The 23,553-nt window shown below is 73.1% G+C and carries 21 protein-coding genes and 1 pseudogene; 14 read left to right on the plus strand and 8 right to left on the minus strand.

Features of this window, described 5'->3' with window-relative positions; translation table 11 throughout:
* Nucleotides 1-67 precede the first annotated feature (67 nt).
* Nucleotides 68-1,417: a D-arabinono-1,4-lactone oxidase gene (locus ACFWE1_RS08985; protein WP_376933495.1), complete on the plus strand. Its 1,350-nt coding sequence runs from the start codon at nt 68-70 to the stop codon at nt 1,415-1,417.
* Here the strand turns inward: ACFWE1_RS08985 and ACFWE1_RS08990 are convergent.
* The 3 genes and pseudogenes from ACFWE1_RS08990 to ACFWE1_RS09000 form a co-directional block, all read right to left on the minus strand.
* Nucleotides 1,414-2,148 carry an ABC transporter permease gene (locus ACFWE1_RS08990; RefSeq protein WP_376933139.1) on the minus strand — a complete coding sequence of 245 codons (735 nt, stop codon included), beginning with the start codon at nt 2,146-2,148 and terminating at the stop codon, nt 1,414-1,416. The genes ACFWE1_RS08985 and ACFWE1_RS08990 overlap by 4 nt on opposite strands.
* 335 nt (nt 2,149-2,483) lie before the next feature.
* A pseudogene (locus ACFWE1_RS08995) lies at nt 2,484-2,990 on the minus strand (ABC transporter ATP-binding protein); the annotation flags it as partial.
* Nucleotides 2,980-3,660, minus strand: a complete 681-nt coding sequence (locus ACFWE1_RS09000) for a TetR family transcriptional regulator (protein ID WP_376933140.1) — start codon at nt 3,658-3,660, stop codon at nt 2,980-2,982. The pseudogene ACFWE1_RS08995 and the gene ACFWE1_RS09000, both read right to left, overlap by 11 nt.
* A gap of 157 nt (nt 3,661-3,817) precedes the next feature.
* Between ACFWE1_RS09000 and ACFWE1_RS09005 the strand changes: the two genes are divergently transcribed.
* On the plus strand, nt 3,818-4,384 hold the full coding sequence (locus tag ACFWE1_RS09005; RefSeq protein WP_189086555.1) for a LemA family protein: 567 nt from the start codon (nt 3,818-3,820) through the stop codon (nt 4,382-4,384).
* A 26-nt stretch (nt 4,385-4,410) separates the two neighbouring features.
* Nucleotides 4,411-5,289, plus strand: a complete 879-nt coding sequence (locus tag ACFWE1_RS09010; RefSeq protein ID WP_376933141.1) for a M48 family metalloprotease — start codon at nt 4,411-4,413, stop codon at nt 5,287-5,289.
* A gap of 62 nt (nt 5,290-5,351) precedes the next feature.
* Here ACFWE1_RS09010 and ACFWE1_RS09015 read toward each other — a convergent pair whose 3' ends face one another.
* Entirely contained in the window at nt 5,352-6,794 is a 1,443-nt protein-coding gene (locus ACFWE1_RS09015) for a helix-turn-helix domain-containing protein (RefSeq protein ID WP_376933142.1), read from the minus strand.
* A gap of 145 nt (nt 6,795-6,939) precedes the next feature.
* On the opposite strand from ACFWE1_RS09015, the gene ACFWE1_RS09020 reads away from it, so the two are divergent.
* Complete coding sequence (locus tag ACFWE1_RS09020; protein ID WP_376933143.1) at nt 6,940-8,811, plus strand: phosphoenolpyruvate carboxykinase (GTP); 1,872 nt, start codon at nt 6,940-6,942, stop codon at nt 8,809-8,811.
* A 422-nt stretch (nt 8,812-9,233) separates the two neighbouring features.
* Here the strand turns inward: ACFWE1_RS09020 and ACFWE1_RS09025 are convergent, their stop codons facing one another.
* From ACFWE1_RS09025 to ACFWE1_RS09035, 3 genes are all read right to left on the minus strand, one after another.
* A complete protein-coding gene (locus tag ACFWE1_RS09025; RefSeq protein WP_376933144.1) occupies nt 9,234-9,809 on the minus strand; it encodes a hypothetical protein in 576 nt (191 codons plus the stop codon).
* Nucleotides 9,806-10,039 carry a hypothetical protein gene (locus tag ACFWE1_RS09030; RefSeq protein ID WP_376933145.1) on the minus strand — a complete coding sequence of 78 codons (234 nt, stop codon included), beginning with the start codon at nt 10,037-10,039 and terminating at the stop codon, nt 9,806-9,808. Before ACFWE1_RS09030 ends, ACFWE1_RS09025 begins: the two co-directional genes overlap by 4 nt.
* A gap of 278 nt (nt 10,040-10,317) precedes the next feature.
* On the minus strand, nt 10,318-12,201 hold the full coding sequence (locus tag ACFWE1_RS09035; RefSeq protein ID WP_376933146.1) for an ABC transporter ATP-binding protein: 1,884 nt from the start codon (nt 12,199-12,201) through the stop codon (nt 10,318-10,320).
* A gap of 82 nt (nt 12,202-12,283) precedes the next feature.
* Between ACFWE1_RS09035 and ACFWE1_RS09040 the strand changes: the two genes are divergently transcribed.
* From ACFWE1_RS09040 to ACFWE1_RS09085, 10 genes are all read left to right on the plus strand, one after another.
* Nucleotides 12,284-13,096, plus strand: a complete 813-nt coding sequence (locus ACFWE1_RS09040) for a sirohydrochlorin chelatase (protein ID WP_376933147.1) — start codon at nt 12,284-12,286, stop codon at nt 13,094-13,096.
* A 145-nt stretch (nt 13,097-13,241) separates the two neighbouring features.
* On the plus strand, nt 13,242-14,990 hold the full coding sequence (locus tag ACFWE1_RS09045; protein WP_376933148.1) for a nitrite/sulfite reductase: 1,749 nt from the start codon (nt 13,242-13,244) through the stop codon (nt 14,988-14,990).
* A gap of 79 nt (nt 14,991-15,069) precedes the next feature.
* Nucleotides 15,070-15,825, plus strand: a complete 756-nt coding sequence (locus ACFWE1_RS09050) for a phosphoadenylyl-sulfate reductase (protein ID WP_376933149.1) — start codon at nt 15,070-15,072, stop codon at nt 15,823-15,825.
* Nucleotides 15,822-16,790 carry a sulfate adenylyltransferase subunit CysD gene (gene cysD, locus ACFWE1_RS09055; protein ID WP_376933150.1) on the plus strand — a complete coding sequence of 323 codons (969 nt, stop codon included), beginning with the start codon at nt 15,822-15,824 and terminating at the stop codon, nt 16,788-16,790. The genes ACFWE1_RS09050 and cysD overlap by 4 nt, the downstream gene beginning before the upstream one ends.
* Nucleotides 16,790-18,106 (plus strand): sulfate adenylyltransferase subunit 1, encoded by a 1,317-nt coding sequence (locus tag ACFWE1_RS09060; protein WP_376933151.1) that lies wholly within the window; start codon nt 16,790-16,792, stop codon nt 18,104-18,106. The genes cysD and ACFWE1_RS09060 overlap by 1 nt, the downstream gene beginning before the upstream one ends.
* 75 nt (nt 18,107-18,181) lie before the next feature.
* A complete protein-coding gene (locus ACFWE1_RS09065) occupies nt 18,182-19,270 on the plus strand; it encodes an ABC transporter substrate-binding protein (protein ID WP_376933152.1) in 1,089 nt (362 codons plus the stop codon).
* Nucleotides 19,271-19,272: 2 nt separating this feature from the next.
* Entirely contained in the window at nt 19,273-19,995 is a 723-nt protein-coding gene (locus tag ACFWE1_RS09070; RefSeq protein ID WP_376933153.1) for an ABC transporter ATP-binding protein, read from the plus strand.
* Nucleotides 19,985-20,965 carry an ABC transporter permease gene (locus ACFWE1_RS09075; protein WP_376933154.1) on the plus strand — a complete coding sequence of 327 codons (981 nt, stop codon included), beginning with the start codon at nt 19,985-19,987 and terminating at the stop codon, nt 20,963-20,965. The genes ACFWE1_RS09070 and ACFWE1_RS09075 overlap by 11 nt, the downstream gene beginning before the upstream one ends.
* A 32-nt stretch (nt 20,966-20,997) precedes the next feature.
* Nucleotides 20,998-21,834 carry a uroporphyrinogen-III C-methyltransferase gene (cobA, locus tag ACFWE1_RS09080; RefSeq protein WP_376933155.1) on the plus strand — a complete coding sequence of 279 codons (837 nt, stop codon included), beginning with the start codon at nt 20,998-21,000 and terminating at the stop codon, nt 21,832-21,834.
* Nucleotides 21,831-23,231, plus strand: a complete 1,401-nt coding sequence (locus ACFWE1_RS09085; protein WP_376933156.1) for an FAD-dependent oxidoreductase — start codon at nt 21,831-21,833, stop codon at nt 23,229-23,231. The genes cobA and ACFWE1_RS09085 overlap by 4 nt, the downstream gene beginning before the upstream one ends.
* A 35-nt stretch (nt 23,232-23,266) precedes the next feature.
* Here ACFWE1_RS09085 and ACFWE1_RS09090 read toward each other — a convergent pair whose 3' ends face one another.
* A complete protein-coding gene (locus ACFWE1_RS09090) occupies nt 23,267-23,494 on the minus strand; it encodes a hypothetical protein (protein WP_376933157.1) in 228 nt (75 codons plus the stop codon).
* Nucleotides 23,495-23,553 lie beyond the last annotated feature (59 nt).

Raw genomic sequence — 23,553 nt, forward strand, 5'->3', positions numbered from 1 at the left:
GGCCGTGACGGGGACGACGACGGACGGCGCGCGCGAGCGCGGAGCGGTGACGAGAGGACGGGATGCCGTGGCGGCGACGGGCGCGATCTGGCGCAACTGGGGGCGCACCGAGCAGGTGCGGCCGGTGCGGGTGGAGCGGCCCGCGAGCGCGGAGGCGGTGCAGCGCGCGGTGACCGCGGCGGCCGCCGCGGGACTCGCGATCAAGCCCGTCGGCGCCGGCCACAGCTTCACCGGCATCGCCGTCGCACCGGGCGTGCAGCTCGACCTCGACGCGATCGCGGGCGTGCTCGACGTCGACGTCGAGCACGGCCGGGTGACGCTCGGCGCGGGCACCCGCCTGCACCGGCTGCCCGCCCTGCTCGCGCCGTACGGGCTCGCGCTGCCGAACATGGGCGACATCGACCGGCAGTCGATCGCCGGCGCCACCTCGACGGGCACGCACGGCACGGGCCTCGGCTTCGGCGGGCTCGCCACCCAGATCGTCGGCGCGAAGCTCGTCACCGGAACGGGGGAGCTGCTCACCGTCGACGAGGCATCCCGCCCGGAGCTGCTGCCGGCCGTGCGCCTCGGCCTCGGCGCCCTCGGCGTGCTCGTCGAGCTCACGCTGCAGCTCGTGCCGCGGTACGTGCTGCACGCGGACGAGCACCCGGAGCCGCTCGCCGAGGTGCTGGACGGCTGGGAGGCGCGTGTGCGCGGGGCCGACCATTTCGAGTTCTACTGGTTCCCGCACACCGAGATCGCGATGACGAAGACGAACACCCGGCTGCCGGGTGACGCGCCCCGCAAGCCGCTCGGCCGGATGTCGCGCTACCTCGACGACGAGCTGCTCGCGAACGGCGTGTACCGCGGCGTCTGCGCGCTCGGCACCGCGGTGCCGCCCGTCGTGCCGTTCTTCGCCCGCCAGGTGGAGCGGCTGCAGGGCAGTCGCGACTTCGCCGACTTCTCGCCGAAGGTGTTCGTCACGAACCGCACCGTGCGCTTCCGCGAGATGGAGTACGCCGTGCCGCTCGCCGCCGTGCCCGAGGCGCTGCGCGAGGTGCAGCGGCTCATCGAGCGGCGCGGCTGGCGGATCAGCTTCCCTGTGGAGGTGCGCGCGGCCGCGGCCGACGACAACTGGCTGTCGACGGCGCACGGCCGGGAGACGGGGTACCTCGCGGTACACCGCTACTTCCGCGAGGATCCGACGGAGTACTTCCGCGCGGTCGAGGAGATCATGCTCGCCCACGAGGGGCGGCCGCACTGGGGCAAGATGCACACCCTCGACGCCGCCGCGCTGCGCGAGCGCTACCCGCGCTTCGACGACTTCCTCGCGGTGCGCGAGGAGCTCGACCCCGAGCGGCGCTTCCGCAACGACTACCTCGACCGGGTGCTCGGTGCGGAGTCCGGTGGCGCGGGTCGCCCCACGCTCGCCGGCTAGGGCGTGCGGCGGCGGAGGGTGATGGAGCCGACGACGATGGAGCCCACGATCCAGGCGCCGATGACGAGCAGCTTGCCGACCACCCACGCCGTGGACTCCGAGTCGGCGGCGACGGCCTGCAGGGCGTCGATCGCGTAGCTGAGCGGCAGCCAGTCGCTGATCGCCTCGAGCACGGCGGGCAGCTGGTCGCGGGGGATGAAGATGCCGCCGAGGAGGATCTGCGGGAACACCAGCACGGGCATGAACTGCACGACCTGGAACTCGGTGCGCGCGAAGGCGCTCGCGAGCAGCCCGAGCGCCGTGCCGAGCAGCGCGTCGGCCACCGCCACGGCGAACAGCAGCCAGATCGAGCCCGAGATCTCGAGCCCGCACACCCACACGGCGAACGAGACCGCGACGGCCGTCTGCACGACGGCGAGCAGCCCGAAGGCGAGCGCGTAGCCGAGGATGAAGTCGCCCTTGCCGAGCGGCATCGACAGCAGCCGCTCGAGCGTGCCGCTGCGCCGCTCGCGGAGGGTCGCGATGCTCGTGACGAGGAACATCACGATGAACGGGAACAGCGCGATCATCGCGGGCCCGATGCTGCTGAAGACGTCGGTGTCGGTGAAGATCCAGGCGACGAGGCCGATCAGCAGGCTCGGCACCACGACGAGCAGGCCGATGGTGCGCGGATCGTGCCGGATCTGCGCGAGCACCCGGCCCGCGGTCGCGAAGGTGCGGGTGAGGGTCATCGCGGCTCCTCCGGTGCGTGCTCCGTCGCGGGAGCGGGGGATGCCGCGTGGCGGCCGCGCCCGCCCGGCTCGGCGGCTTCGGCGGCCTCGGCGGGGGAGCGGAGGTCGGGCTCACCGCGTTCGATCAGTCGGAGGAAGGCCGCCTCGACGTCGTCGGTGCCGGTGAGCTCGAGCACCCCGTCGACGGTGTCGTCGGCGAGGAGTTCGCCGTCGCGCATGAGCAGCAGGCGGTCGCAGCGCTTCGCCTCGTCCATGACGTGGCTCGAGACGAGCAGCGTGACCCCGTCGTCAGCGAGGGCCCGGAACAGCGCCCAGAGCTCGACGCGCAGGACCGGGTCGAGGCCGACCGTCGGCTCGTCGAGCACGAGCAGCTCCGGGGAGCCGAGCAGCGCGGCGGCGAGCGAGACGCGGCCGCGCTGACCGCCGGAGAGCGTGCCGACGAGCCGCTCGGCGACCGGCCCGAGCTCGGTGCGGTCGATCACCCGTTCGACGTCGGACGCGGGGGCGCCGAGCACCCGCCGGAAGTAGCGCAGGTTCTGCCGCACGGTGAGGTCGTCGTACACGCTCGGCTGCTGCGTGACGTAGGCGACGCGGGTGCGCAGCGCGGCGCTGCCGGCGGGCAGCCCGAGCACCTCGATCTCGCCCGAACGGACGAGCTGCACGCCGACGATCGCGCGCATGAGCGTCGTCTTGCCGCTGCCGCTCGGGCCGAGGAGCCCGACGATGCGGCCGCGCGGCACGGCGAGCGAGAGCCCGTCGAGCACCTCGTTCCGGCCGCGGCGGACGTGCAACTCGCGGACCACGACGGCGGCGCCGCTCGAGGCATCCGCGTTATTCATCATGCGGGGAATTCTTCGCCGCGGGTGCGGCGCTGTCAAGACCCGCGCCGCCGTCGAGGTGGAACTGCACGACGGGCGCGAGCCGTCGCACGATCTCGCCGGGATCGAGGCTCGCGAGCGGTTCGGCGACGAGCACGTAGCGCACCATGATGAGCCCGACGATCTGGGAGACGGCGAGCTCGGCGCGCAGCTCCGCCTCGCCCTCGCCGACGCCGGCCTCGACGAGCCGGCCCGCGATGCGGTGCATGAGTTCACGGCGGAGGAACTCCCGGAGCATCCGCGAGACGGGGCCGTGCCCGACCGCGCCGCGGAGCGCCGCGAGGGCGGCCGGACGCACCGCCGGCGAGTCCCAGGCGCGCAGGACGCCGGTGACGAGCCCCGCGCCGACCGCGTCGAGCGGCCCATCGAGCGCGCCCTGGACGATGCGGTCCGGGCGGAGCGGCACCTCGACCACCGCGGCGACGAGCGCCTGCTTGTCGTCGAAGTAGTGCCGGATCAGCGCCGGGTCGACCTCCGCGCGCCGGGCGATCGAGCGGATCGACGCCGCCTCGTAGCCGCGCTCGGCGAACTCCTGCGTCGCGGCGGCGACGATGCGGCCGCGGGCCGCGCCGACCTCCGCGGCCCGCGGGCGGCCGCGGCGGCGACCGGTGGCCCGGGTGCCCTCCTGCTCCACGAGCGAGAGCCTACGCCCCGGCTGTACGCGCGCGACACGTCGGGCGCGAGCCGAGAGTGAGAAGCCTTCGAGTCTCATGGGAAACCCGGCCGACGGCAGGGCGCGCGGATAAGATGAGACGGCACCCCGATTCCCGCAGGCTAGGAGCTGATCAGCCATGGAATGGCTCATTCCCGTCATCATCGTCGTCGCGCTGGTCCTCATCATCGGCATCTACCTGTGGGCCACGTACAACTCCCTCGTCACGCTCAACGTGCGCGTCGACGAGGCGTGGAGCGACATCACGGTGCAGCTGAAGCGCCGAGCCGACCTGATCCCGAACCTCATCGAGGCGGTCAAGGGCTACGCCGCGCACGAGAAGTCCGTGTTCGAGTCGGTCACCCAGGCCCGCGCCGAGACCCTGCAGGCGCAGGGCCCCGTCGAGGCCGGCGCCGCCGAGAACCACATGCAGCAGGCGCTGAAGTCGATCTTCGCGGTCGCCGAGGCGTACCCGCAGCTGCAGGCGAGCCAGAACTTCCTCCAGCTGCAGTCCGAGCTCGTCGACACGGAAGACAAGATCCAGGCCTCGCGCCGCTTCTACAACGGCGGCGTGCGCGAGCTGAACACGAAGATCAAGGTGTTCCCGAACACCCTCTTCGTGCGGGGCCTCGGCTTCCACGAGCGCGAGTTCTTCGAGGTCGCGGAGCCGGCGGCGATCGCCGAGCCGCCGCGCGTGCAGTTCTGACGCGAGTGGAGCGCTGACGCCACCCGATGTATCGCGCAATCGCCAAGAACAAACGCAACACCGTCTTCACGATCCTGCTCTTCCTGCTGATCATCGGCGGGCTCGGCTGGCTCGCGGCCGCGATCTACGGCAACCTGACGATCGTCGTCATCACGCTCGTGGTGGCGATCGGCTACGCCCTCATCCAGTACTTCACGGCCGACCGGCAGGCGCTCGCGATGTCCGGCGCGATCGAGATCACCTCGAAGGCCGAGCATCCGAGGCTCTGGCGGGTCGTCGAGAACCTGTCCATCACGACCGGCACGCCGATGCCGCGCGTGTACGTCGTCTCCGACCCGGCGCCGAACGCGTTCGCGACCGGTCGTGACCCGCAGCACGCCTCCGTCGCCGCGACCACGGGCCTGCTCGAGCTCATGGACGACGCGGAGCTCGAGGGGGTCATGGCGCACGAGCTCGGGCACGTGCGCAACTACGACATCCGCCTCTCGATGATCGTGTTCGGCCTCGTCGTCGCCGTCGGGTTCATCTCCGACATGCTCGTGCGCATGGCGTTCTTCGGCGGCCGGGGCAACAACAACGGCAACCCCATCGTCATGATCTTCGGCATCGTCGCGATGCTGGTCGCCCCGCTCGTCGCGACCCTCGTGCAGCTCGCGGTCTCCCGCCAGCGGGAATACCTCGCCGACGCGACCGGCGCGATGACGACCCGCCACCCCGACGCGCTCGCGCGGGCGCTGCTCAAGCTCGAGGCGTACGGCCGCCCCATGCAGCGGCAGAACACCTCGATGGCGCACCTGTGGATCGCCGACCCGCTGAAGCCCGGCATCGTCGACCGCCTCTTCGCCACGCACCCGCCGATCCCCGAGCGCGTGAAGCGCCTCGAGGAGATGGGCGGCAGCTTCTAGGCTGCGCGGGACGCGAGCGGCGGCCTGCGCCGCTCACTGCTCGGCGTGCGCGCCGTGCCCGCTCACTGCTCGGCGTGCGCCTCGAGGAAGGCGTAGACCTCCGCGTCGTCGACGCCGGGGAACGTGCCGGAGGGCAGCGGCGAGAGCACGTGCGCGTGCAGCCGGGCGCTCGGCCAGGCCCGGCCCGACCAGCGCTCCGCGAGTCCGTCGGGCGCGCGGCGGCAGCAGTTCTCGTCGGGGCAGCTCGACGTCGCCCGCAGCGTCGTCTCGCGGCCGCGGAACCACTTCGCCTGGTTGAACGGCACGCCGACCGTGATCGAGAACTCCGCGGCATCCGTGCGACCCGTCTGCGTCGCGCACCAGAAGGTGCCGGCCGGGGTATCGGTGTACTGGTAGTTCTCCGTGGTGCGGTTGGTGTGCCCGAACGCGGTGCGGGCGCTCCACTTCTTGCAGACCCACTGCCCCTCGATCGACCCGGTCACATCGGTCGGCAGCGGCAGGCCGTCGTTCTCGTAGCCCTTCAGCAGCGCCCCGTCGCCCGCCACCCGGAGGAAGTGCAGCGTCATGTCGAGGTGCGAAGTGGCGAGGTTCGTGAAGCGCAGCGCGGCGGCCTCGTGGGTCACGCCGAAGGCGTCGCGGAAGTCCTCGATCGCGAGCCGCCGCTCCTTCTTCGCCTCCTGCAGGAAGGCGACGGATGCCTCCTGCGGCATCAGGCACGCGGCCGCGAAGTAGTTGATCTCGAGGCGCTGCCAGAGGAACTCGTCGTAGCTCGCCGGCGGCGTGTGGCCGAGCAGCCGGTGCGCCATCGCCTGCAGCGCCATCGAGCGCAGGCCGTGCCCGCCGGGGATCGAGGCCGGCGGCAGGTAGATGCGGCCGTTCTCGAGATCGGTGATGGAGCGCGTCGAGTCGGGCAGGTCGTCGACGTAGATGAGCTTGAAGCCGAGCCGCTCGGCCATGACGCTCACCTCGCGGTGGGTGAGGGCGCCCGAGCGGTGCCCGGAGGCGCGCACCTGCTCCTCGGCGAGCCGCTCGATGTCGGGGAGGTAGTTGGCGCGCTCGCGCATCCGCTCCCGCATCTCCGTGTTCGCGCGCCGGGCCTCCTCGGGCGTCGCGATCGCCTCGCTCGCCCGGCGCTGCAGCTCGCGATGCAGCCCGACGATCGACTCGAGCGTCTCGTCGCTGATACCGCGGCTCGCGCGGATCGGCGGCAGGCCGAGGCTCGCGTACAGCGGGCTCGCCTGCGCGCGCCCGAGTTCGAGCTCGAGGGCCGCACGCCGGCTCGGCGCCTCGCGGGAGAGCAGCTCGGCGAGTTCGACGCCGAGGGCGGCGGCGAGGGCGTCGAGGGTCGACAGCTTCGGCTCGCGCTTGCCGTTCTCGATGAGGGAGAGCTGGCTGCCCGCGAGGTCGACGAGTTCGCCGAGCTGGTCGAGCGTGAGCCCGCGTTCGCCCCGGAAGTGGCGGATGCGGTGCCCGAGCGTCGCGAGGTCTGCGGTACCGGCCTTCATGGCTTAAGGATATCGAAAGATCCGCGATTCTTTCCATCTATTTCGTCCGGATGACTGGACGGTCTTCCCGCATTCTTGAAGGACAGACCGATTCCGGTCCGGCCGAGCGGCACCGCCCGGCACCCAGCAGGAAGGCGCGACGACGATGACCCTCTCCGAGTTCTCCATCGGAACGGACTCCGACGCCCGCGAGACCCCCCGCGGCACCACCGACCCGGCCCTGCGCGCCTGGGTCGACGAGATCGCCGCCCTCACCAAGCCCGACGAGATCGTCTGGTGCGACGGCTCCAAGCAGGAGGCCGACCTCCTCACGAAGCAGCTCGTCGCCGAGGGCAAGCTGATCAAGCTCAACCCCGAGTGGCGCCCCAACAGCTACCTCGCCCGCACCGACCCCTCCGACGTCGCCCGGGTCGAGGACCGCACCTTCATCTGCTCGACCTACGAGGAAGACGCCGGCCCCACGAACAACTGGCGCGACCCGCGCGAGATGCGCGAAGAGCTCGTCGACGTCTTCGACGGCTCCATGAAGGGCCGCACGATGTACGTCGTGCCCTTCTCGATGGGCCCGCTCGGCGGCCCGATCTCGCAGCTCGGCGTCGAGATCACCGACTCGCCCTACGTCGTGCTCTCGATGGGCATCATGACTCGCATGGGCGAGCAGGTCTACCGCCTCATCGAGGCCGGCGAGCCGTGGGTGCGCACCGTGCACTCGGTCGGCTACCCGCTGGTCGACGGGGTCGGCCAGCGCCGCGACGAGATCGAGTGGCCCTCGAACCCCACCAAGTACATCGTGCAGTTCCCGGACTCGCGCGAGATCTGGTCGTTCGGCTCGGGCTACGGCGGCAACGCCCTGCTCGCGAAGAAGTGCTTCGCGCTGCGCATCGCCTCGGTGATGGCGCGCGACGAGGGCTGGCTCGCCGAGCACATGCTGCTCATCAAGGTCACCTCGCCGGCCGGCAAGGTCTACCACATCGCCGCGGCGTTCCCCTCGGCGTGCGGCAAGACGAACCTCGCCATGCTCCGCCCGACCATCCCGGGCTGGACCGTCGAGACGATCGGCGACGACATCGCCTGGATGCGTCCTGGCGACGACGGCCGCCTCTACGCGATCAACCCCGAGGCCGGCTTCTTCGGCGTCGCGCCGGGCACCGGTGAGACGACCAACCCGACCGCCGTGCAGACGCTCTGGGGCAACACGATCTTCACGAACGTGGCGCTCCGCCCCGACGGCGACGTCTGGTGGGAGGGGCTCACCGACGAGGTGCCCGAGGAGCTCACCGACTGGCAGGGCCAGCCGTGGACCCCGGCCTCCGGCCGGCCCGCGGCGCACCCGAACTCGCGCTTCACCGTCGCGGCCGCCCAGTGCCCGCAGATCTCGGACGACTGGGACGCCCACGACGGCGTGCCGATCGACGCCATCCTGTTCGGCGGTCGCCGCGCGACCAACGTGCCGCTCGTCGCGCAGGCCCGCTCGTGGAAGCACGGCGTGTTCATGGGCGCGACGATCTCGAGCGAGAAGACCGCCGCCGCCGAGGGCACCGTCGGCGAGCTGCGCCGCGACCCCTTCGCGATGCTGCCCTTCTGCGGCTACAACATGGCCGACTACTGGGGCCACTGGGTGAAGATGGGCCGCGTGCTGGGCGACCGCGCGCCGCAGATCTTCCAGGTCAACTGGTTCCGCAAGGGCGCCGACGGCTCCTTCCTGTGGCCCGGGTTCGGCGAGAACTCGCGCGTCATCGAGTGGATCGTCGGCCGCCTCGAGGGCGAGGCCGACGCCGCGGAGACGCCCATCGGCCTGCTGCCCGCCGAGGGCGCGCTGAACCTCGACGGCCTCGAGATCACGGGCGAGGAGCTCGAGCAGCTCTTCCACGTCGACCCCGCCTCGTGGCTCGCCGAGTGCGAGCTCACCGAGGAGTACTTCGCCCAGTTCGGCGACCGGGTGCCCGCCGCCCTCCGCGCCGAGCTGTCGAGCCTCCGCTACCACCTCGAGCACGGGCAGGTGCCCGTGACCGACTGAACGAGGTCCCGTCGATTGTGCGCCCCGGCCACCGGGGCGCACGATCGAGCGGAGGAGGATCGCGCCGGGGTCCCAGGTCTGGCGCGATCCTCGTCCGCTCGATCCACTCGATGACGGGAAACGGCGCGGGATGCGTCATCATGGGATGCGCAGACCGATGGATGCTGCGGGCGCTGTGGGCACGGGAAGGCGCACCGCCCGCGGCATCCATGGGTCTACGGACCCGCCGCGGGCGTTGTGGGCACGGGAAGGCGCACCGCCCGCGGCAAACACCCTCTCGAGTTGCCCAACGTTCATGAAAGTTGGGCAACTCGTGGTTTGGGCCCGGCCTGCCGACAGCGACGCCGCAGACCGCATCGCAGGCGGCCAGGGAGGTGCGGGAGGTCTGAGCGACGTATTTGCGCTGATCAGCTTCTGAGAGCCTACGCACCGATTCCGAAATCGCTCCGCTTCCGCCGGGCAGCGCGGGCACGAATCATCTTCGGCTCGGAGACGAAGACGAGGAAGTCAGCCCCGTGAGCGTCGTCCACTGGTCGCTGCCAGCCGACCAGTGTGGCCCCCCAGGCAGGAAACTCGCATCGATGGTCCGCAGCGTCAACGAGGTATGCTCCGAACACCTGCGAGACGGCTTCCTCCTCGGCTTTCGAACGACGCGGTCGTTCGGGCGGCCGATGGCCCACAACCTCGCGGAACTGCGCCCACTCCACGAGCACATCGCGGACGAGTCTTGACACCCCGACGCCTCGCTCGGCGGCTACTTCCTTGAGTACATCGTTCAAGGAGTCAGGCACACGCACGGAGAGCCGTGGGGAGTGCGATCCGTCATCGTTCAGTGACTTCCCTCCGGGCACGAGGTTCGCGTGGCGCACGTCCTCGACGATCTCCTCGACGCGCTCGTCAGTCAGCGGCTCGCCGTCGAGGATGACGTCCTCGGTCTCGACGAACTCGATCTTCGGGTTCGCCGGAAGCTCGAAACGGCTATGTGCCCTCGTGTTCATCGGTTCCTCCTGTAGCTCGTCGGCATTGCATGGATGATCGTCCAACCGTCGCGGCGGTCGTCGGGCACCACTACCACTTCCAACTCGATTCCCCGGTCATCGATTCCGATGATGCGGACCGCGTCGCCGGTCTCAGCTCGTGCCGTCTCGTTCGCGAGGGCCGCGAGCATGTGCTCGACACCGATCCGGTGCTTGCGCGCAGACCGCGCCACCCTCAGCGAATCATCCATCTTTCGAGTATGTCAGACACCACCGACACTACCTCGATCCGAGGAGATTGCAAGATGCCGCTCTATAGCTCCCCAGAGGGTCGAGCGGTCGCCAACCTGATCGAGGAGCTCGCGGCGATACGCGAATCGGGCGTACACCGACGCCGAGACGCGTATCGTGGCATGTCGAGCCTCACCGATCGGTTCGAGGCGGTGCGGGCGCTCCGCGCGAGCACGCTGAGTGCGTGCTCGCGGACCCCGCCCCGATGCTCCCCGAAGACATTGTACGTGGGGCGGGCTCAGACGAGCAGCTGGTGCTCGGCGAGTTCGCGGTAGAGCGGCACGGTGGCGACGAGCTCGGCGTGGGTGCCCTCGCCGATGATGCGGCCGCCGTCGAGCACGACGATGCGGTCCGAGTCGACGACGGTCGAGAGCCGGTGCGCGATGACGATGAGCGTGCGGCCGGCCGCGACCTCGTCGATCGCCTCGCGCATCATGCGCTCGTTCACCCCGTCGAGCGAGGACGTGGACTCGTCGAGCAGCAGGATCGGCGGCGCCGCGAGCAGCGCCCGGGCGATCGCGAGGCGCTGCCGTTCGCCGCCGGAGAGCATGATGCCGTCTTCGCCGACCTGCGCGCCGAGGCCCGCGGGGTCGCGCGAGAGCACGCCGCCGAGGTTCACGGACTGCAGCACGTGCTCGCACTCCTCGTCGCTCGCCGTCGGGTTGCCGAGCAGCAGGTTGTCGCGGAGGGTGCCGGCCAGCACCGGGGCATCCTGCTCGACGTAGCCGATCTGCGCGCGCAGCTCGGCGCGGTCGATCGAGCGCAGGTCGAGCCCGCCCATGCGCACCTCGCCGACCGAGGGGTCGTAGAAGCGCTCCACGAGCGACAGGATCGTCGACTTGCCGGCGCCCGACGGCCCGACGAGCGCGACGCGCTGGCCGCGCGGCACCGCGAAGGAGACGCCCCGGAGCACGGGCTGCCGCTCGGTGACGGAGGGCTCCGGCTCGTGCGCGTCGGCCGAGTCGTTGCCCGGGTCGGCGGGGTCCTGCGGCGAGGTCTGCGCGTAGGCGAAGTGCACGTCGTCGAACTCGATCGCCGGGGCATCCGGGCGGAGGCCCTCGTTCGCGGGTCCGACGACGACCGCGAGCGGGGCGAGCTCGCGGTCGTGCTCGTCCTCGTCGGGCAGGTCGAGGATCTCCTGGATGCGGCCGAGCGCGCCGAGGGCCTGGTTGACGGAGGTGATCGCGCCGAAGGCCTGGCCGAGCGGCAGGATCATCATGAACAGGAACAGGATGAACGCGACGAGGTTCGCGACCGTGATCGCGCCCGAGGCGACCCGGAAGCCGCCGACGCCGAGCACGACGAGGAACGACACCTGCATCGCGATGCCGGCGATCGGCACGATGAGCGCGGAGATCTTCGCGACCTTCACACCCATCCGCCAGGCGCCCTCGGCCTCGGCCTGCACGTCGGCGAGCTCGCGCTCGGTCGCGCCGGCCGCGCGGATGGTGCGCACCGAGCTGATCGCGCGCTCGACCGAGGCGGCGACGTCGCCGACCTTCGCCTGCGCCGCGTGCGAGGCCTCGCGGACGCGCGCCGAGAGCAGCGTGACGGTGGTGATGGCGACGGCGATGACGAGCACGGTGAGCCCGAGCAGCACGGGGTCGATGACGAGCATCGCGATGAGCGCGCCGACGAAGGTCACCGCACCGCCGACGGCCTCGACGAGGCCCTGGGTCAGCACCGCCCGCAGCATCGTCGTGTCGCTGCCGACGCGCGAGACGAGGTCGCCCGTGCGGCGGGTGTCGAACTCCGCGATCGGCAGGCGCAGCAGCTTCGCGACGAGCTGCTTGCGGCTGGACAGTACGACGCCCTCGCCCGTGCGCTGCAGCAGGTAGTGCTGGTAGCCGGTGATGATGCCGCTGACCACCACGAGCGCGACGAGCGCCCACACGATCCAGCCGAGCGGGTCGCCCGCCTCGACGACGGTGATGACCTGGCTGACGAGCAGCGGCTGTGCGAGGCTCGCGAGCGCGCCGACGATGGAGAGGACCGCGACCCAGACGAGCACGGGGCGGTGCTCGAACACGAAGGGCAGCAGTTGCCGGAAGGTGGCGCGCGGGCCGGGAGGCGTCTCGCGGCGGCCGAAGCGGGAACGGGCGGGAGAGGTCGGGGTGCTCATCGGTGTAGCAGCCTACGCGGTCGGCCTCGGAGAACGCTTCGGGCGCGGTCCTGGGACGGCCGAGGTACGGCACGATGGAGGGATGACCCGTCCTGCGCTCGTCGCGATCTCGCACGGCACCTCCTCGCCCGACGGCAGCGCCGCCGTCCGCGGCCTCGTCAAGGCCGTCGGCGCGCGGCTCATGCGGGGCGGCGGCATGCTCCCCGGCCCGGCCGGGCACGCGGCCTCGGGCGCGGCCGCCCTGCGCCTCGGCCACGTCGACGTCGAGCAGCCCGACGTGCCGGCGACGCTCGCGAGCCTGCCGGCCGGGATGCCCGCGGTCGTGGTGCCGCTGCTGCTCTCGGCCGGGTACCACGTGCACGTCGACCTCACCGAGGCCGTCGCCGCCGAACAGACGCGCACGGTCGAGCTCGCCGGGGCGCTCGGGCCCGACGACCGGCTCGCCCGGGTGCTCGTGCGGCGCCTGCTCGAGGCCGAGTGGCGGCCGGGCGACGCCGTCGTGCTCTCCGCTGCGGGGTCGAGCGATGCGCGCGCCGTGGCGGACTGCGCGGAGATGGGGGAGCGGCTCGCCCGCGAGCTCGGCGCCCCGGTCTCGCTCGGCTACCTCTCGGCCGCCGAGCCGACGCTCGAGGCGGCCGTGCGGCGCGCGGCCGAGGACGGCGCGGGCGCCGTCGGGGGCGGAGCGGCGGGTGCCGCCCCGCGCCGGGTCGTCGTCGCGAGTTACCTGCTCGCCCCGGGCTACTTCCAGGACCTCGCCGTCGACACCGCCCGCGCGGCGGGGGCGGCGGCCGTCACCGAGCCGCTGCTGCGCGCGGGCGTGCTGCCGCCGGACGAGCTGGCCGAACTCGTCGTCGACCGCTTCAGCGCGGCCGCCGCCCGGCTGTCAACCATGTGACGCAAAACGGCGCACCGAGACATCCCGTTTCCTCGCGTGACGACCGCGTCGTCACGAACGTGCCGCCCGATTCCCGCTCGCCTAGCGTCGCAGCCACGGCGACCACCGCCGTCCCTCCGACGGGGGTGAACAGCAAGGAGCGGGCATGACGCTGGGCGAGACGGAGACGAGGCCGACCGAGCAGGCCGCGCCGGCCCGGCGCGCCGCCGGGGTCCGCCCGGCGCGCGGCGCGAACAAGCCCAACGGGCAGTGGAAGGTCGACGGCCGCGCCCCGCTCAACGCCAACGAGGAGTGGAAGCAGCAGGACGGCGGGCTCGCCGTGCGCGAGCGCATCGAGCAGACGTACGCGGCGGGCGGCTTCGCGAGCATCGACCCGACCGACCTGCACGGCCGCTTCCGCTGGTGGGGGCTCTACACGCAGCGCAAGCCCGGCATCGACGGCGGCAAGACCGCGACCCTCGAGCCGCACGAGCTCGAGGACGAGTACTTCATGCTGCGGGTGCGCATCGACGGCGGGCAGCTCACCACCGAGCAGTTGCGCACGATCGGCGGCATCTCGACCGAGTTCGCCCGTGACACGGCCGACCTCACCGACCGCCAGAACGTGCAGCTGCACTGGGTGCGGGTCGAGGACGTGCCCGAGATCTGGCGCCGCCTCGAAGCCGTCGGCCTCTCCACGACCGAGGCGTGCGGCGACGTGCCCCGCGTGATCCTCGGCTCGCCCGTCGCGGGCATCGCCGCTGACGAGCTCATCGACCCGACGCCGCAGATCGAGGAGATCCAGCGGCGCTACCTCGGCGACCCCGAGTTCGCGAACCTGCCGCGCAAGTTCAAGAGCGCCATCACGGGGCATCCGAGCCAGGACGTCGTGCACGAGATCAACGATGTCGCCTTCGTCGCGGTCGAGCACCCCGAGCTCGGCGTCGGCTACGACCTCTGGGTCGGCGGCGGCCTCTCGACCGCCGCGCACCTCGCCGTGCGCACCGGCACCTTCGTCACCCCGGACCGGGTCGCGGAGGTGTGGGAGGGCGTCGTCTCGATCTTCCGCGACTACGGCTACCGGCGGCTGCGCAACCGTGCCCGTCTCAAGTACCTCGTCGCCGACTGGGGCGCCGAGCGCTTCCGCGAGGTGCTCGAGACGGAGTACCTCGCCACGCCGCTGCCCGACGGCCCCGCCGCACCGAAGCCGATCGCCCAGGGCGACCACGTCGGTGTGCACCGGCAGCGCGACGGCCGCTTCTACCTCGGCGCGACCCCGCTCGTCGGCCGGCTCTCCGGCTCCACCCTCACCGCGATGGCCGAGCTCCTCGAGAGCGTCGGCTCGGGGCGCCTGCGGACGACCCCGCACCAGAAGCTCGTGCTGCTCGACATCGAGGAGCGCGACGTCGAGCGGGTCGTCGCCGGGCTCGACGGGCTCGGGCTGCAGGTGCGGCCGAGCCTGATCCGGCGGGGCACGATCGCCTGCACCGGCATCGAGTACTGCAAGCTCGCGATCGTCGAGACGAAGGAGACCGCGTCGCGGGCGGTCGTGCGGCTCGAGGAGCGCCTCGCCGGGCTCGAGCTGCCACACCCGATCAGCCTGCACGTGAACGGCTGCCCGAACTCCTGCGCGCGCATCCAGACCGCCGACATCGGCCTCAAGGGCCAGCTGCTGCCCGACGGCGACGGCGGGCAGACGCCCGGTTTCCAGGTGCACCTCGGCGGCGGGCTCGCCTCCGCGCACCGCGAGGAGGCCGGCACCGGGCGCACCGTCCGCGGGCTCAAGGTCACCGCCGACGGACTCGCCGACTACGTCGAGCGCCTCGTGCGCCGCTTCCTCGCCGAGCGCGACGAGGCCGCGGCGGAGACCTTCGCCGAGTGGGCGCACCGGGCCGACGAGGAGGCGCTGCGATGAGCGTGGCGGGCGGGACGGCGCTGGCGCCCAGGCGGGCGCGGACGCGGGAGACAGATCCGGTCGGCGGGGAGGCGCGGCGGTGAGCGTGGCGGGCGGGACGGCGCTGGCGCCCAGGCGGGCGCGGACGCGGGATGCCGACGAGCTCCGTGCGCTCGCCGAGGCCGGCGCCGCCGAGCTGGCCGGCGCCGAGGGCAGCGAGGCGAGCGCGCACGCCGTCGTCGCCTGGGTCGCGCGCCACTTCGACGCCGAGCTCGCGGCCGTGGCCTGCTCGATGGCCGACGCCGTGCTGCCGCACCTCGTCGCCCAGTCGCTGCCGGGCGTCGACGTGCTCTTCCTCGACACCGGCTACCACTTCGCCGAGACGCACGAGACCCGCGAGGCCGTCGCAGCAGGGCTCGACGTCCGCCTGGTCGACGTGCGGCCCGCCCAGACCGTCGGCGAGCAGGACGCCGAGTTCGGCGTGGAGCTCTTCGCCCGCGATCCCGGGCTCTGCTGCCAGCGCCGCAAGGTGGAGCCGCTGCGGGCGGCGCTCGCCGGCTACGAGCTGTGGTTCACGGGCGTGCGCCGCGACGAGGCGCCCACCCGCACCGGCACCCCCCTCGTCGCCTGGGACGAGCGCAACGGGCTCGTGAAGGTGAACCCGCTCGCGGCCTGGACCTTCGAGGAGCTCAGCGACTACGCGGGTGCGTTCGGGGTGCCGGTGAACCCGCTCCTCGGCCGCGGCTACCCCTCGATCGGCTGCGAGCCCTGCACGAAGCCGGTCGCCGCCGGAGACGATCCGAGGTCCGGCCGCTGGGCCGGCCTCGCCAAGACGGAATGCGGGTTGCACGGATGACGACACTGTTCACGGCCGAGCCGGTGCTCGGGACCCGGACCGCGACGGACGCGCCGGGGCGGCTCGAACCGGGCCGGCTCGAGGTGCTCGACCAGCTCGAGGCCGAGGCGATCCACATCATCCGCGAGGTCGTCGCCGAGTTCGAGCGGCCCGTGCTGCTGTTCTCCGGCGGCAAGGATTCCGTCGTCGTGCTGCACCTGGCGCGGAAGGCTTTCTGGCCCGGCCGGGTGCCGTTCCCCGTGCTGCACGTCGACACGGGGCACAACTTCCCCGAGGTGCTGGCGTTCCGCGACGAGACCGTCGCGCGCCTCGGCATCCGCCTCGAGGTCGCCCGGGTGCAGGACTACCTCGACGACGGCCGGCTGCAGGAGCGCGCCGACGGCACCCGCAACCCGCTGCAGACCCAGCCGCTGCTCGACGCGATCGCCGCGGGCCGGCACGACGCCGTCTTCGGCGGCGCGCGCCGCGACGAGGACAAAGCGCGGGCGAAGGAGCGCATCCTGAGCCTCCGCGACGAGTTCGGCCAGTGGGACCCGCGCAACCAGCGCCCCGAGCTGTGGAGCCTCTACAACGGGCGGCACACCCCCGGGCAGCACGTGCGGGCGTTCCCGATCTCGAACTGGACCGAGCTCGACGTGTGGCGCTACCTCGAACGGGAGCGGATCGAGCTGCCGCCGCTCTACTTCGCGCACGAGCGGGAGGTGTTCCGCCGCGACGGCATGTGGCGGGCGGTCGGCGAGCACTCGCTGCCCCGGCCCGACGAGCCCGTCGAGCGGCGCACCGTGCGCTACCGCACCGTGGGCGACATGAGCTGCACCGGTGCCGTCGAGTCCGATGCGGCCGACCTCGCCGCCGTCACCGCGGAGGTCGCCGCCTCGACGCTCACCGAACGCGGGGCGACCCGCGCCGACGACCGGATCTCCGAGGCCGCCATGGAGGACCGCAAGAAGGACGGGTACTTCTGATGAGCACGCTGCTGCGCTTCGCCACCGCCGGCTCGGTCGACGACGGCAAGTCGACCCTCGTCGGGCGGCTGCTGCACGACGCGAAAGCCATCCTCGCCGACCAGTTCGCGCAGATCGAGTCCGCGAGCCGGGCCCGCGGCTTCGGCGGCGACGCCGGCGGTTTCGACTTCGCCCTGCTCACCGACGGGCTCCGCGCCGAGCGCGAGCAGGGCATCACGATCGACGTCGCCTACCGCTACTTCGCGACCGACCGCCGCTCGTTCATCCTCGCCGACTGCCCCGGCCACGTGCAGTACACGCGGAACATGGTGACCGGCGCGACGACCGCCGACGCGGTGGTCGTGCTCGTCGACGCGCGCAAGGGCGTGCTCGAGCAGACCCGCCGGCACCTGGCCGTGGTGCGCCTGCTGCGCGTGCCGCACGTCGTGGTCGCCGTGAACAAGATCGACCTGCTCGGCTACGACGCCGAGCCGTTCGAGCGGGTGGCCGCAGAGGTCGCGGCCGTCGCGGGCGAGCTCGGCCTCGACGGGGTGCACGTCATCCCGGTCTCCGCGCTCGCCGGCGACAACGTCGTGGAGCGCTCGGCGAACACCCCCTGGTACCGGGGGCCGGCGCTCCTCGAGCTGCTGGAGGCGCTGCCCTCGGCCGAGGAGCTCGCGGCGGCGACCGCCGACGACGGTGCGCTGTTCCGCCTCGACGTGCAGCTCGTGCTGCGCCCGCAGGGCGCACTCGCGCCCGAGCTCGCCGCGGTGCCGGGCGCCGAGGACGAGTACCGCGACTACCGGGCCTTCGCCGGCCGGATCACGGCCGGCGTCGTGCGCCCCGGCGACCGGGTGCACGTGCTCCCGGCCGGCGTCACGACCACGGTCGTTGCCGTCGACACCGCCGACGGCGAGCTCGCCGAAGCGCGGGCGCCGCGTTCGGTCGCGTTGCGACTCGCCGACGAGGTGGATGCCGCGCGCGGCGCCGTCGTCGTCGCCGCGTCGGCGGTGCCGGAGGCCGTACGCGAGCTCGAGGCGGAGCTGTTCCAGCTCGACGCCCGGCCGCTCCTGCCCGGCGCACGGGTCCTCGTGAAGGCGGGCACCGCGACGGTCCCCGCGCTCGTCGCGGAGATCACCGGCCGCCGCGACCTCGACACCCTGCGCACCGAGGCGGCCGACCGCCTCGAGACGAACGACATCGGCCGGGCCGTGCTCCGGCTCGGCGCGGCCCTGCCCGTCGAGGAGTACGCGGCGAGCCGCGCCGCCGGCGGCTTCCTCGTCATCCACCAGCAGGACGGCGCGACCCTCGCCGCCGGCACCCGCTCGAGCGCCTGACGACCGCATCGCCCCATCCCGCATCCCACCGACCATCCAGCACGACCCACCGCGATCCCCGAGGAGGCGACCACCATGCACCACCGCACCATCCGAGCCAGCCGCATCACCCGAGCGATCGCGATCATGGCGGCCGGGGCCGCGCTCATGAGCGGCTGCGCCGCGACCGCGAGCGCGGACGGGGGAGCGGATGCCTCGTCGGCCCCGGCCGCGGAGCTCCGGCTCGGCTACTTCGCGAACGTCACCCACGCGCCCGCCCTCGTCGGCCTCGAGGAGGGCTTCTTCGCCGACGCGCTCGGCGACACGAAGCTCAGCACCGAGGTGTTCAACGCCGGGCCCGCCGCCGTCGAGGCCCTTTCGGCCGGCGCGATCGACGCCGCCTACCTCGGCCCGAACCCCGCCATCAACACCTTCGTGAAATCCGGCGGCCAGTCCGCGGTGATCGTCGCCGGGGCGGCCTCCGGCGGGGCGGCCCTCGTCGTCCGCGACGGCATCGACGAGCCCGCCGACCTCGCCGGCACGACGCTCGCCACGCCGCAGCTCGGCAACACGCAGGACGTGGCGCTGCGCACCTGGCTCGCCGAGGAGGGCTTCGCCACCGACACCACGGGCGGCGGCGAGGTGCAGATCACCCCCACCGAGAACGCGCAGACGCTCACCCTGTTCCAGCAGGGGCAGCTCGACGGCGCCTGGCTGCCCGAGCCCTGGGTGTCCCGGCTCGTCCTCGAGGGCGGCGCCCACGTGCTCGTCGACGAGGCCGAGCTCTGGCCGGACGGTGACTTCCCGACGACGGTGCTGCTCGTCTCGAAGACCTTCCTCGACGAGCACCCCGAGACCGTGCGGGCGCTCGTCGAGGGGCATGCCGAGGCCGTGCGCTTCCTCGCCGACGAGCCCGAGCAGGCCGCCGCCGACCTGAACGAGAAGCTCGCCGCCGACACCGGCAAGCCGCTCGACGACGCGGTGCTCGCCCGGGCGCTCGAGCACGTCCGGTTCACCGTCGACCCCGTCGCGGGGGCGTTCGAGCAGGTGCTCGCGAACGGCGTCGCCGCCGGCACCGCGAAGGACGGGTCCATCGACGGGCTGTTCGCGCTCGGCATCCTGAACGGGGTGCTCGAGGCTCGCGGCGAGCCGCCGGTCTCGGCCGCCGGGCTCGGGACGGAGTGACCGTGACGGCGATCCGGCTCACCGGCGTCGGTAAGCGCTTCGGCGGCCCGCGCTCGCCGCAGGTGCTCGAGGGCATCGACCTCGAGGTCGCCGAGGGCGAGTTCGTGTGCCTGCTCGGCGCCTCCGGGTGCGGCAAGTCGACGCTGCTGAACCTCGTCGCCGGGCTCGAGGCGCCCACCACGGGCACCATCGAGGTGCCCGGGGACGGGGCGGCGGTGATGTTCCAGGAGTCGGCGCTGATGCCGTGGCTCACCGCCCGGCGGAACGTGGAGCTCGCCCTGCGGCTGCGCGGGGCGCCGAGGGCCGGCCGCCGGGCCGAGGGTGAACGGCTGCTCGAGCTCGTGAACCTCGCCGACGCCGCCGATCAGCGGCCGCACGAGCTGTCGGGCGGCATGCGCCAGCGCGTCGCGCTCGCCCGGGCGCTCGCGCAGGACCGCACCGTGCTGCTCATGGACGAGCCGTTCGCCGCGCTCGACGCGATCACCCGCGACCTGCTGCACGAGGAGCTCGAGCGGGTCTGGCGGGAGACCGGGCGCACCATCCTCTTCGTGACGCACAACGTGCACGAGGCGGTGCGGCTCGCGCAGCGCATCGTGCTGCTGTCGAGCCGGCCGGGCCGCATCGCCGGCGAGTGGCGCAGGGACGCCCCGGACCTCGACGCCCAGTCCGTCGCGCGGGAGATCACCGAGCGACTGCGGAAGGAGATCGCGAGCAATGCCGCCTGAACTCGTGCGCGACGCCCTCGCGGAGGAACGCCGGACCGCGGAGGAACGCCGGACGGCGGCGGAGGAGCCGGCGGCGCCGGTCCCGTCGTCCGTCCAGCCCCCGTCGAGCGAGCTGCGGGCCCTGGAGGCCGGGCTCGACCGGCTGCAGACCGCGCCCGCCGAACGGGACCCGTGGTGGCGGCGGGCCGCCCGCGGCGTCCTGCCCCCGATCGTGCTGCTCGTCGTGCTGCTCGTCGCCTGGCAGGCGTACACCGTCCTCGCGCAGCCCCGGCCCGACCTGTACCCCGGGCCGCTCGACGTGCTCGCCTCGATCGGCAGTGCCTGGGAGTCCGGGCGGCTGCAACTGGCGGTCGGCACGAGTCTCGAGCGCGGCGTCGTCGGCTTCCTGATCGCCGTCGCGATCGGCACCCCGATCGGCCTGTTGCTCGCCGAGTCCCGGCCGCTGCAGCGCGCCTTCGGCCCGTTCGTCTCCGGCCTGCAGGTACTGCCCTCGGTCGCCTGGGTGCCCGCCGCGATCATCTGGTTCGGGCTCTCCGACGCGACCGTGTACTTCGTCATCCTGATGGGAGCCGTGCCCTCGATCGTGAACGGCCTCGTCGCGGGCGTCCGCCAGGTGCCGCCGCAGCTGCGCCGCGTCGGGCGGGTGCTCGGCGCGAACCGGGCCGAGCTCGCCGCGCTCGTGGTGCTGCCCGCCGCGCTGCCCGGCTACCTCGCCGGCCTCAAGCAGGGCTGGGCGTTCTCCTGGCGGTCGCTCATGGCCGCGGAGATCATCGCGACGGGCGGCTCCATCGGCTTCGGCCTCGGCGCACTGCTCGACCAGGGGCGGCAGCTCGCCGACCTCCCGACGGTGTTCGTCGCGATCCTCGCCATCCTCTTCATCGGCATCCTCGTGGAGCTCGCCGTCTTCGCCCCGCTCGAGCGGGCGCTCCTGCGCCGGCGCGGGCTGCTGCCGGCCGGAGGCGCACGGTGAGCGGCGGGCGGCTGAGGGGCGGGCGCGGGTTCGTGCAGCTCGTCGGGGCGGGCCCCGGCGACCTCGGCCTCCTGACCGTGCGCGGCCTGCGCGCCATCGAGGCCGCCGAGGTGATCGTGGCCGACCGCCTCGGCGCCCGCGCGGTGCTCGACCAGCTCGAGGCGGAGCGCGGGCGCCCGCTCGACGCCGAGATCGTCGACGTCGGCAAGCTCCCCGGGCATCACGCCGTGCCGCAGGAGGGCATCATCGCCCTCCTCGTCGAGCTCGGCCTCGCCGGCCGCCGCGTCGTGCGGCTGAAGGGCGGCGACCCCTACGTCTTCGGCCGCGGCGGCGAGGAGCTCGCCGCGTGCCGCGCCGCGGGCGTCGACGTCGAGGTGGTGCCCGGCATCACGAGCGCGATCTCGGTGCCGGCCGTCGCCGGCATCCCGCTCACCCACCGCGGGCTCGCGACCGCGTTCACCGTCGCGACGGGGCACGACCAGATCGCCGAGCTGGGCGGCGGGCGCGACCACACCGTCGTGCTGCTGATGGGCGTCGGCACGCTCGCGAACTCGGCGACGACGCTCGCCCGGGGCGAGCGGGGCGGCGGCTGCCCCGTCGCCATCGTCGAGGACGGCTACGGCGCCGGGCAGCGGGTCACGATCGGCACCCTCGACACGATCGCGGCGCAGGCGGCGCTGCGCGGCGTCCGCTCGCCGGCCGTCGTCGTCGTGGGCGACGTCGTGCGGCTGAGCCCCTACGCCCCCGCCGAGCTCGCCGTCGACGGCCACACCGTCGCCGTCGCGCACGACCCCTTCGCGCTGCGCAGCGCGCCGGACGATCCGGCCGCGCCGCTCGCGGGCGCACCCACCGAGAAAGGCACCAGATGACCCTCCCCGCCCTCCGCGTCGCGATCGTCGGCGCCGGCCCGGCCGGCGTCTACGCGGGCAATCTGCTGCGCGCGGCCGTCGCCGAGCACGGCGGAACGGTCGCGATCGACCTGTTCGAGTCGCTGCCCGCGCCGTACGGCCTCATCCGCTACGGCGTCGCCCCGGACCATCCGCGCATCAAGGGCATCGTCGCCTCGCTGCACGAGATGCTCGACGAACCGGGGATCCGCTTCCTCGGCAACGTCGAGATCGGCCGCGACCTCGGCCTCGACGAACTGCACGCGCGCTATCACGCCGTGATCCTCGCGACGGGTGCCATCCGGGACGCCGCGCTCGAGCTGCCGGGCATCGAGCTGCCCGGCTCCTACGGCGCGGCCGACTTCGTCGCCTGGTACGACGGGCACCCCGACGTGCCGCGCGAGTGGCCGCTCGAGGCGCGCGAGGTCGCGGTGATCGGCAACGGCAACGTCGCGCTCGACGTCGCCCGCATCCTCGCGAAGCAGCCCGTGGACCTGCGCGGCACCGAGGTGCCGGACAACGTGCTCGCCGGGCTCGAGGCCTCGCCCGTGACCGACGTGCACGTCTTCGGCCGGCGCGGCCCCGCCGACGTGAAGTTCACCCCGATCGAGCTGCGCGAGCTCGGCGAGGTGCCGGGCGTCGATATCGTGCTCGACGAGGCGGACTTCGCCGCCGAGGACGCGCTCGCCGCGGCGGGCGAGGTGCCGGCTGGACGCACGAACCAGGTCAAGATCATGCTGCGCACGCTGAACTCGTGGCGCGGGCGCAGCACCGGGGCGCCGCGCCGGCTGCACCTGCACTTCCACCACGCCCCGCTCGAGGTGCTCGGCGCCGAGCGGGTCGAGGGCGTGCGCTTCGAACGCGCCGAGGTGCGCGCCGACGGCGTGGTGGCGGGTACGGGGGAGCACCGCGACGTGGCCGTACAGGCCGTGTACCGGGCCGTCGGCTACTTCGGCTCACCGATCGCGGGCGTGCCGTTCGACCAGGCGCGCGGCGTCGTGCCGAACGAGGCGGGCCGGGTGCGCGACGATGGCGGGGACGCCGTGCCGGGGCTGTACGCCACCGGCTGGATCAAGCGCGGTCCGGTCGGGCTCATCGGGCACACGAAGAGCGACGCGATGGAGACCGTCGCGAACCTCGTGGCGGACGCGGCGGCGGGCCGGCTCGCGGCGCCCGTCGTGGCGGATGCCGGGGCGGAGGTGCTGGAGCTGCTCGACGCACGCGGGGTGGAGTTCACGACGTGGACCGGATGGCTCGCGCTCGACGCGCACGAGCGCGGCCTCGGCGAGGCCGACCGGTACCCGCGCGAGCGAGTCAAGCTCGTGCCGCGCGAGGCGCAGGTGCGGGTGTCCCGCGAGGGCGCGCTCGCCGCGCGCTGAGCGCACCCGCGCTGCGGCGGCCCGCGCTGCGGGGCTCAGCCGCGCCCGTACTTCTTGTGCACGGCCTGCTTGCTGACCTCGAGCGCGAGGGCGATGAGCTGCCAGCTCGCGCCCTGCGCCCGGGCGCGCCGCACCGCGAGCGCCTCGGCCCGGTCGAGCTCGCGGGTGAGCTCGATCCGGGCCCGGTGCAGCTCGCGCAGCGCGCGGTAGGGGTCGTCGCCGTCGGCTGCGGCGATCGCGGTGGAGAGTCCGGTCACGTCCATGCCGTCAATCATCGTTGACGGCATGGACGTTGTCAATCGGGGTTGATGAACGCCGGCCG

Source organism: Agromyces sp. NPDC060279 (assembly GCF_042726785.1).
Lineage (GTDB): Bacteria > Actinomycetota > Actinomycetes > Actinomycetales > Microbacteriaceae > Agromyces.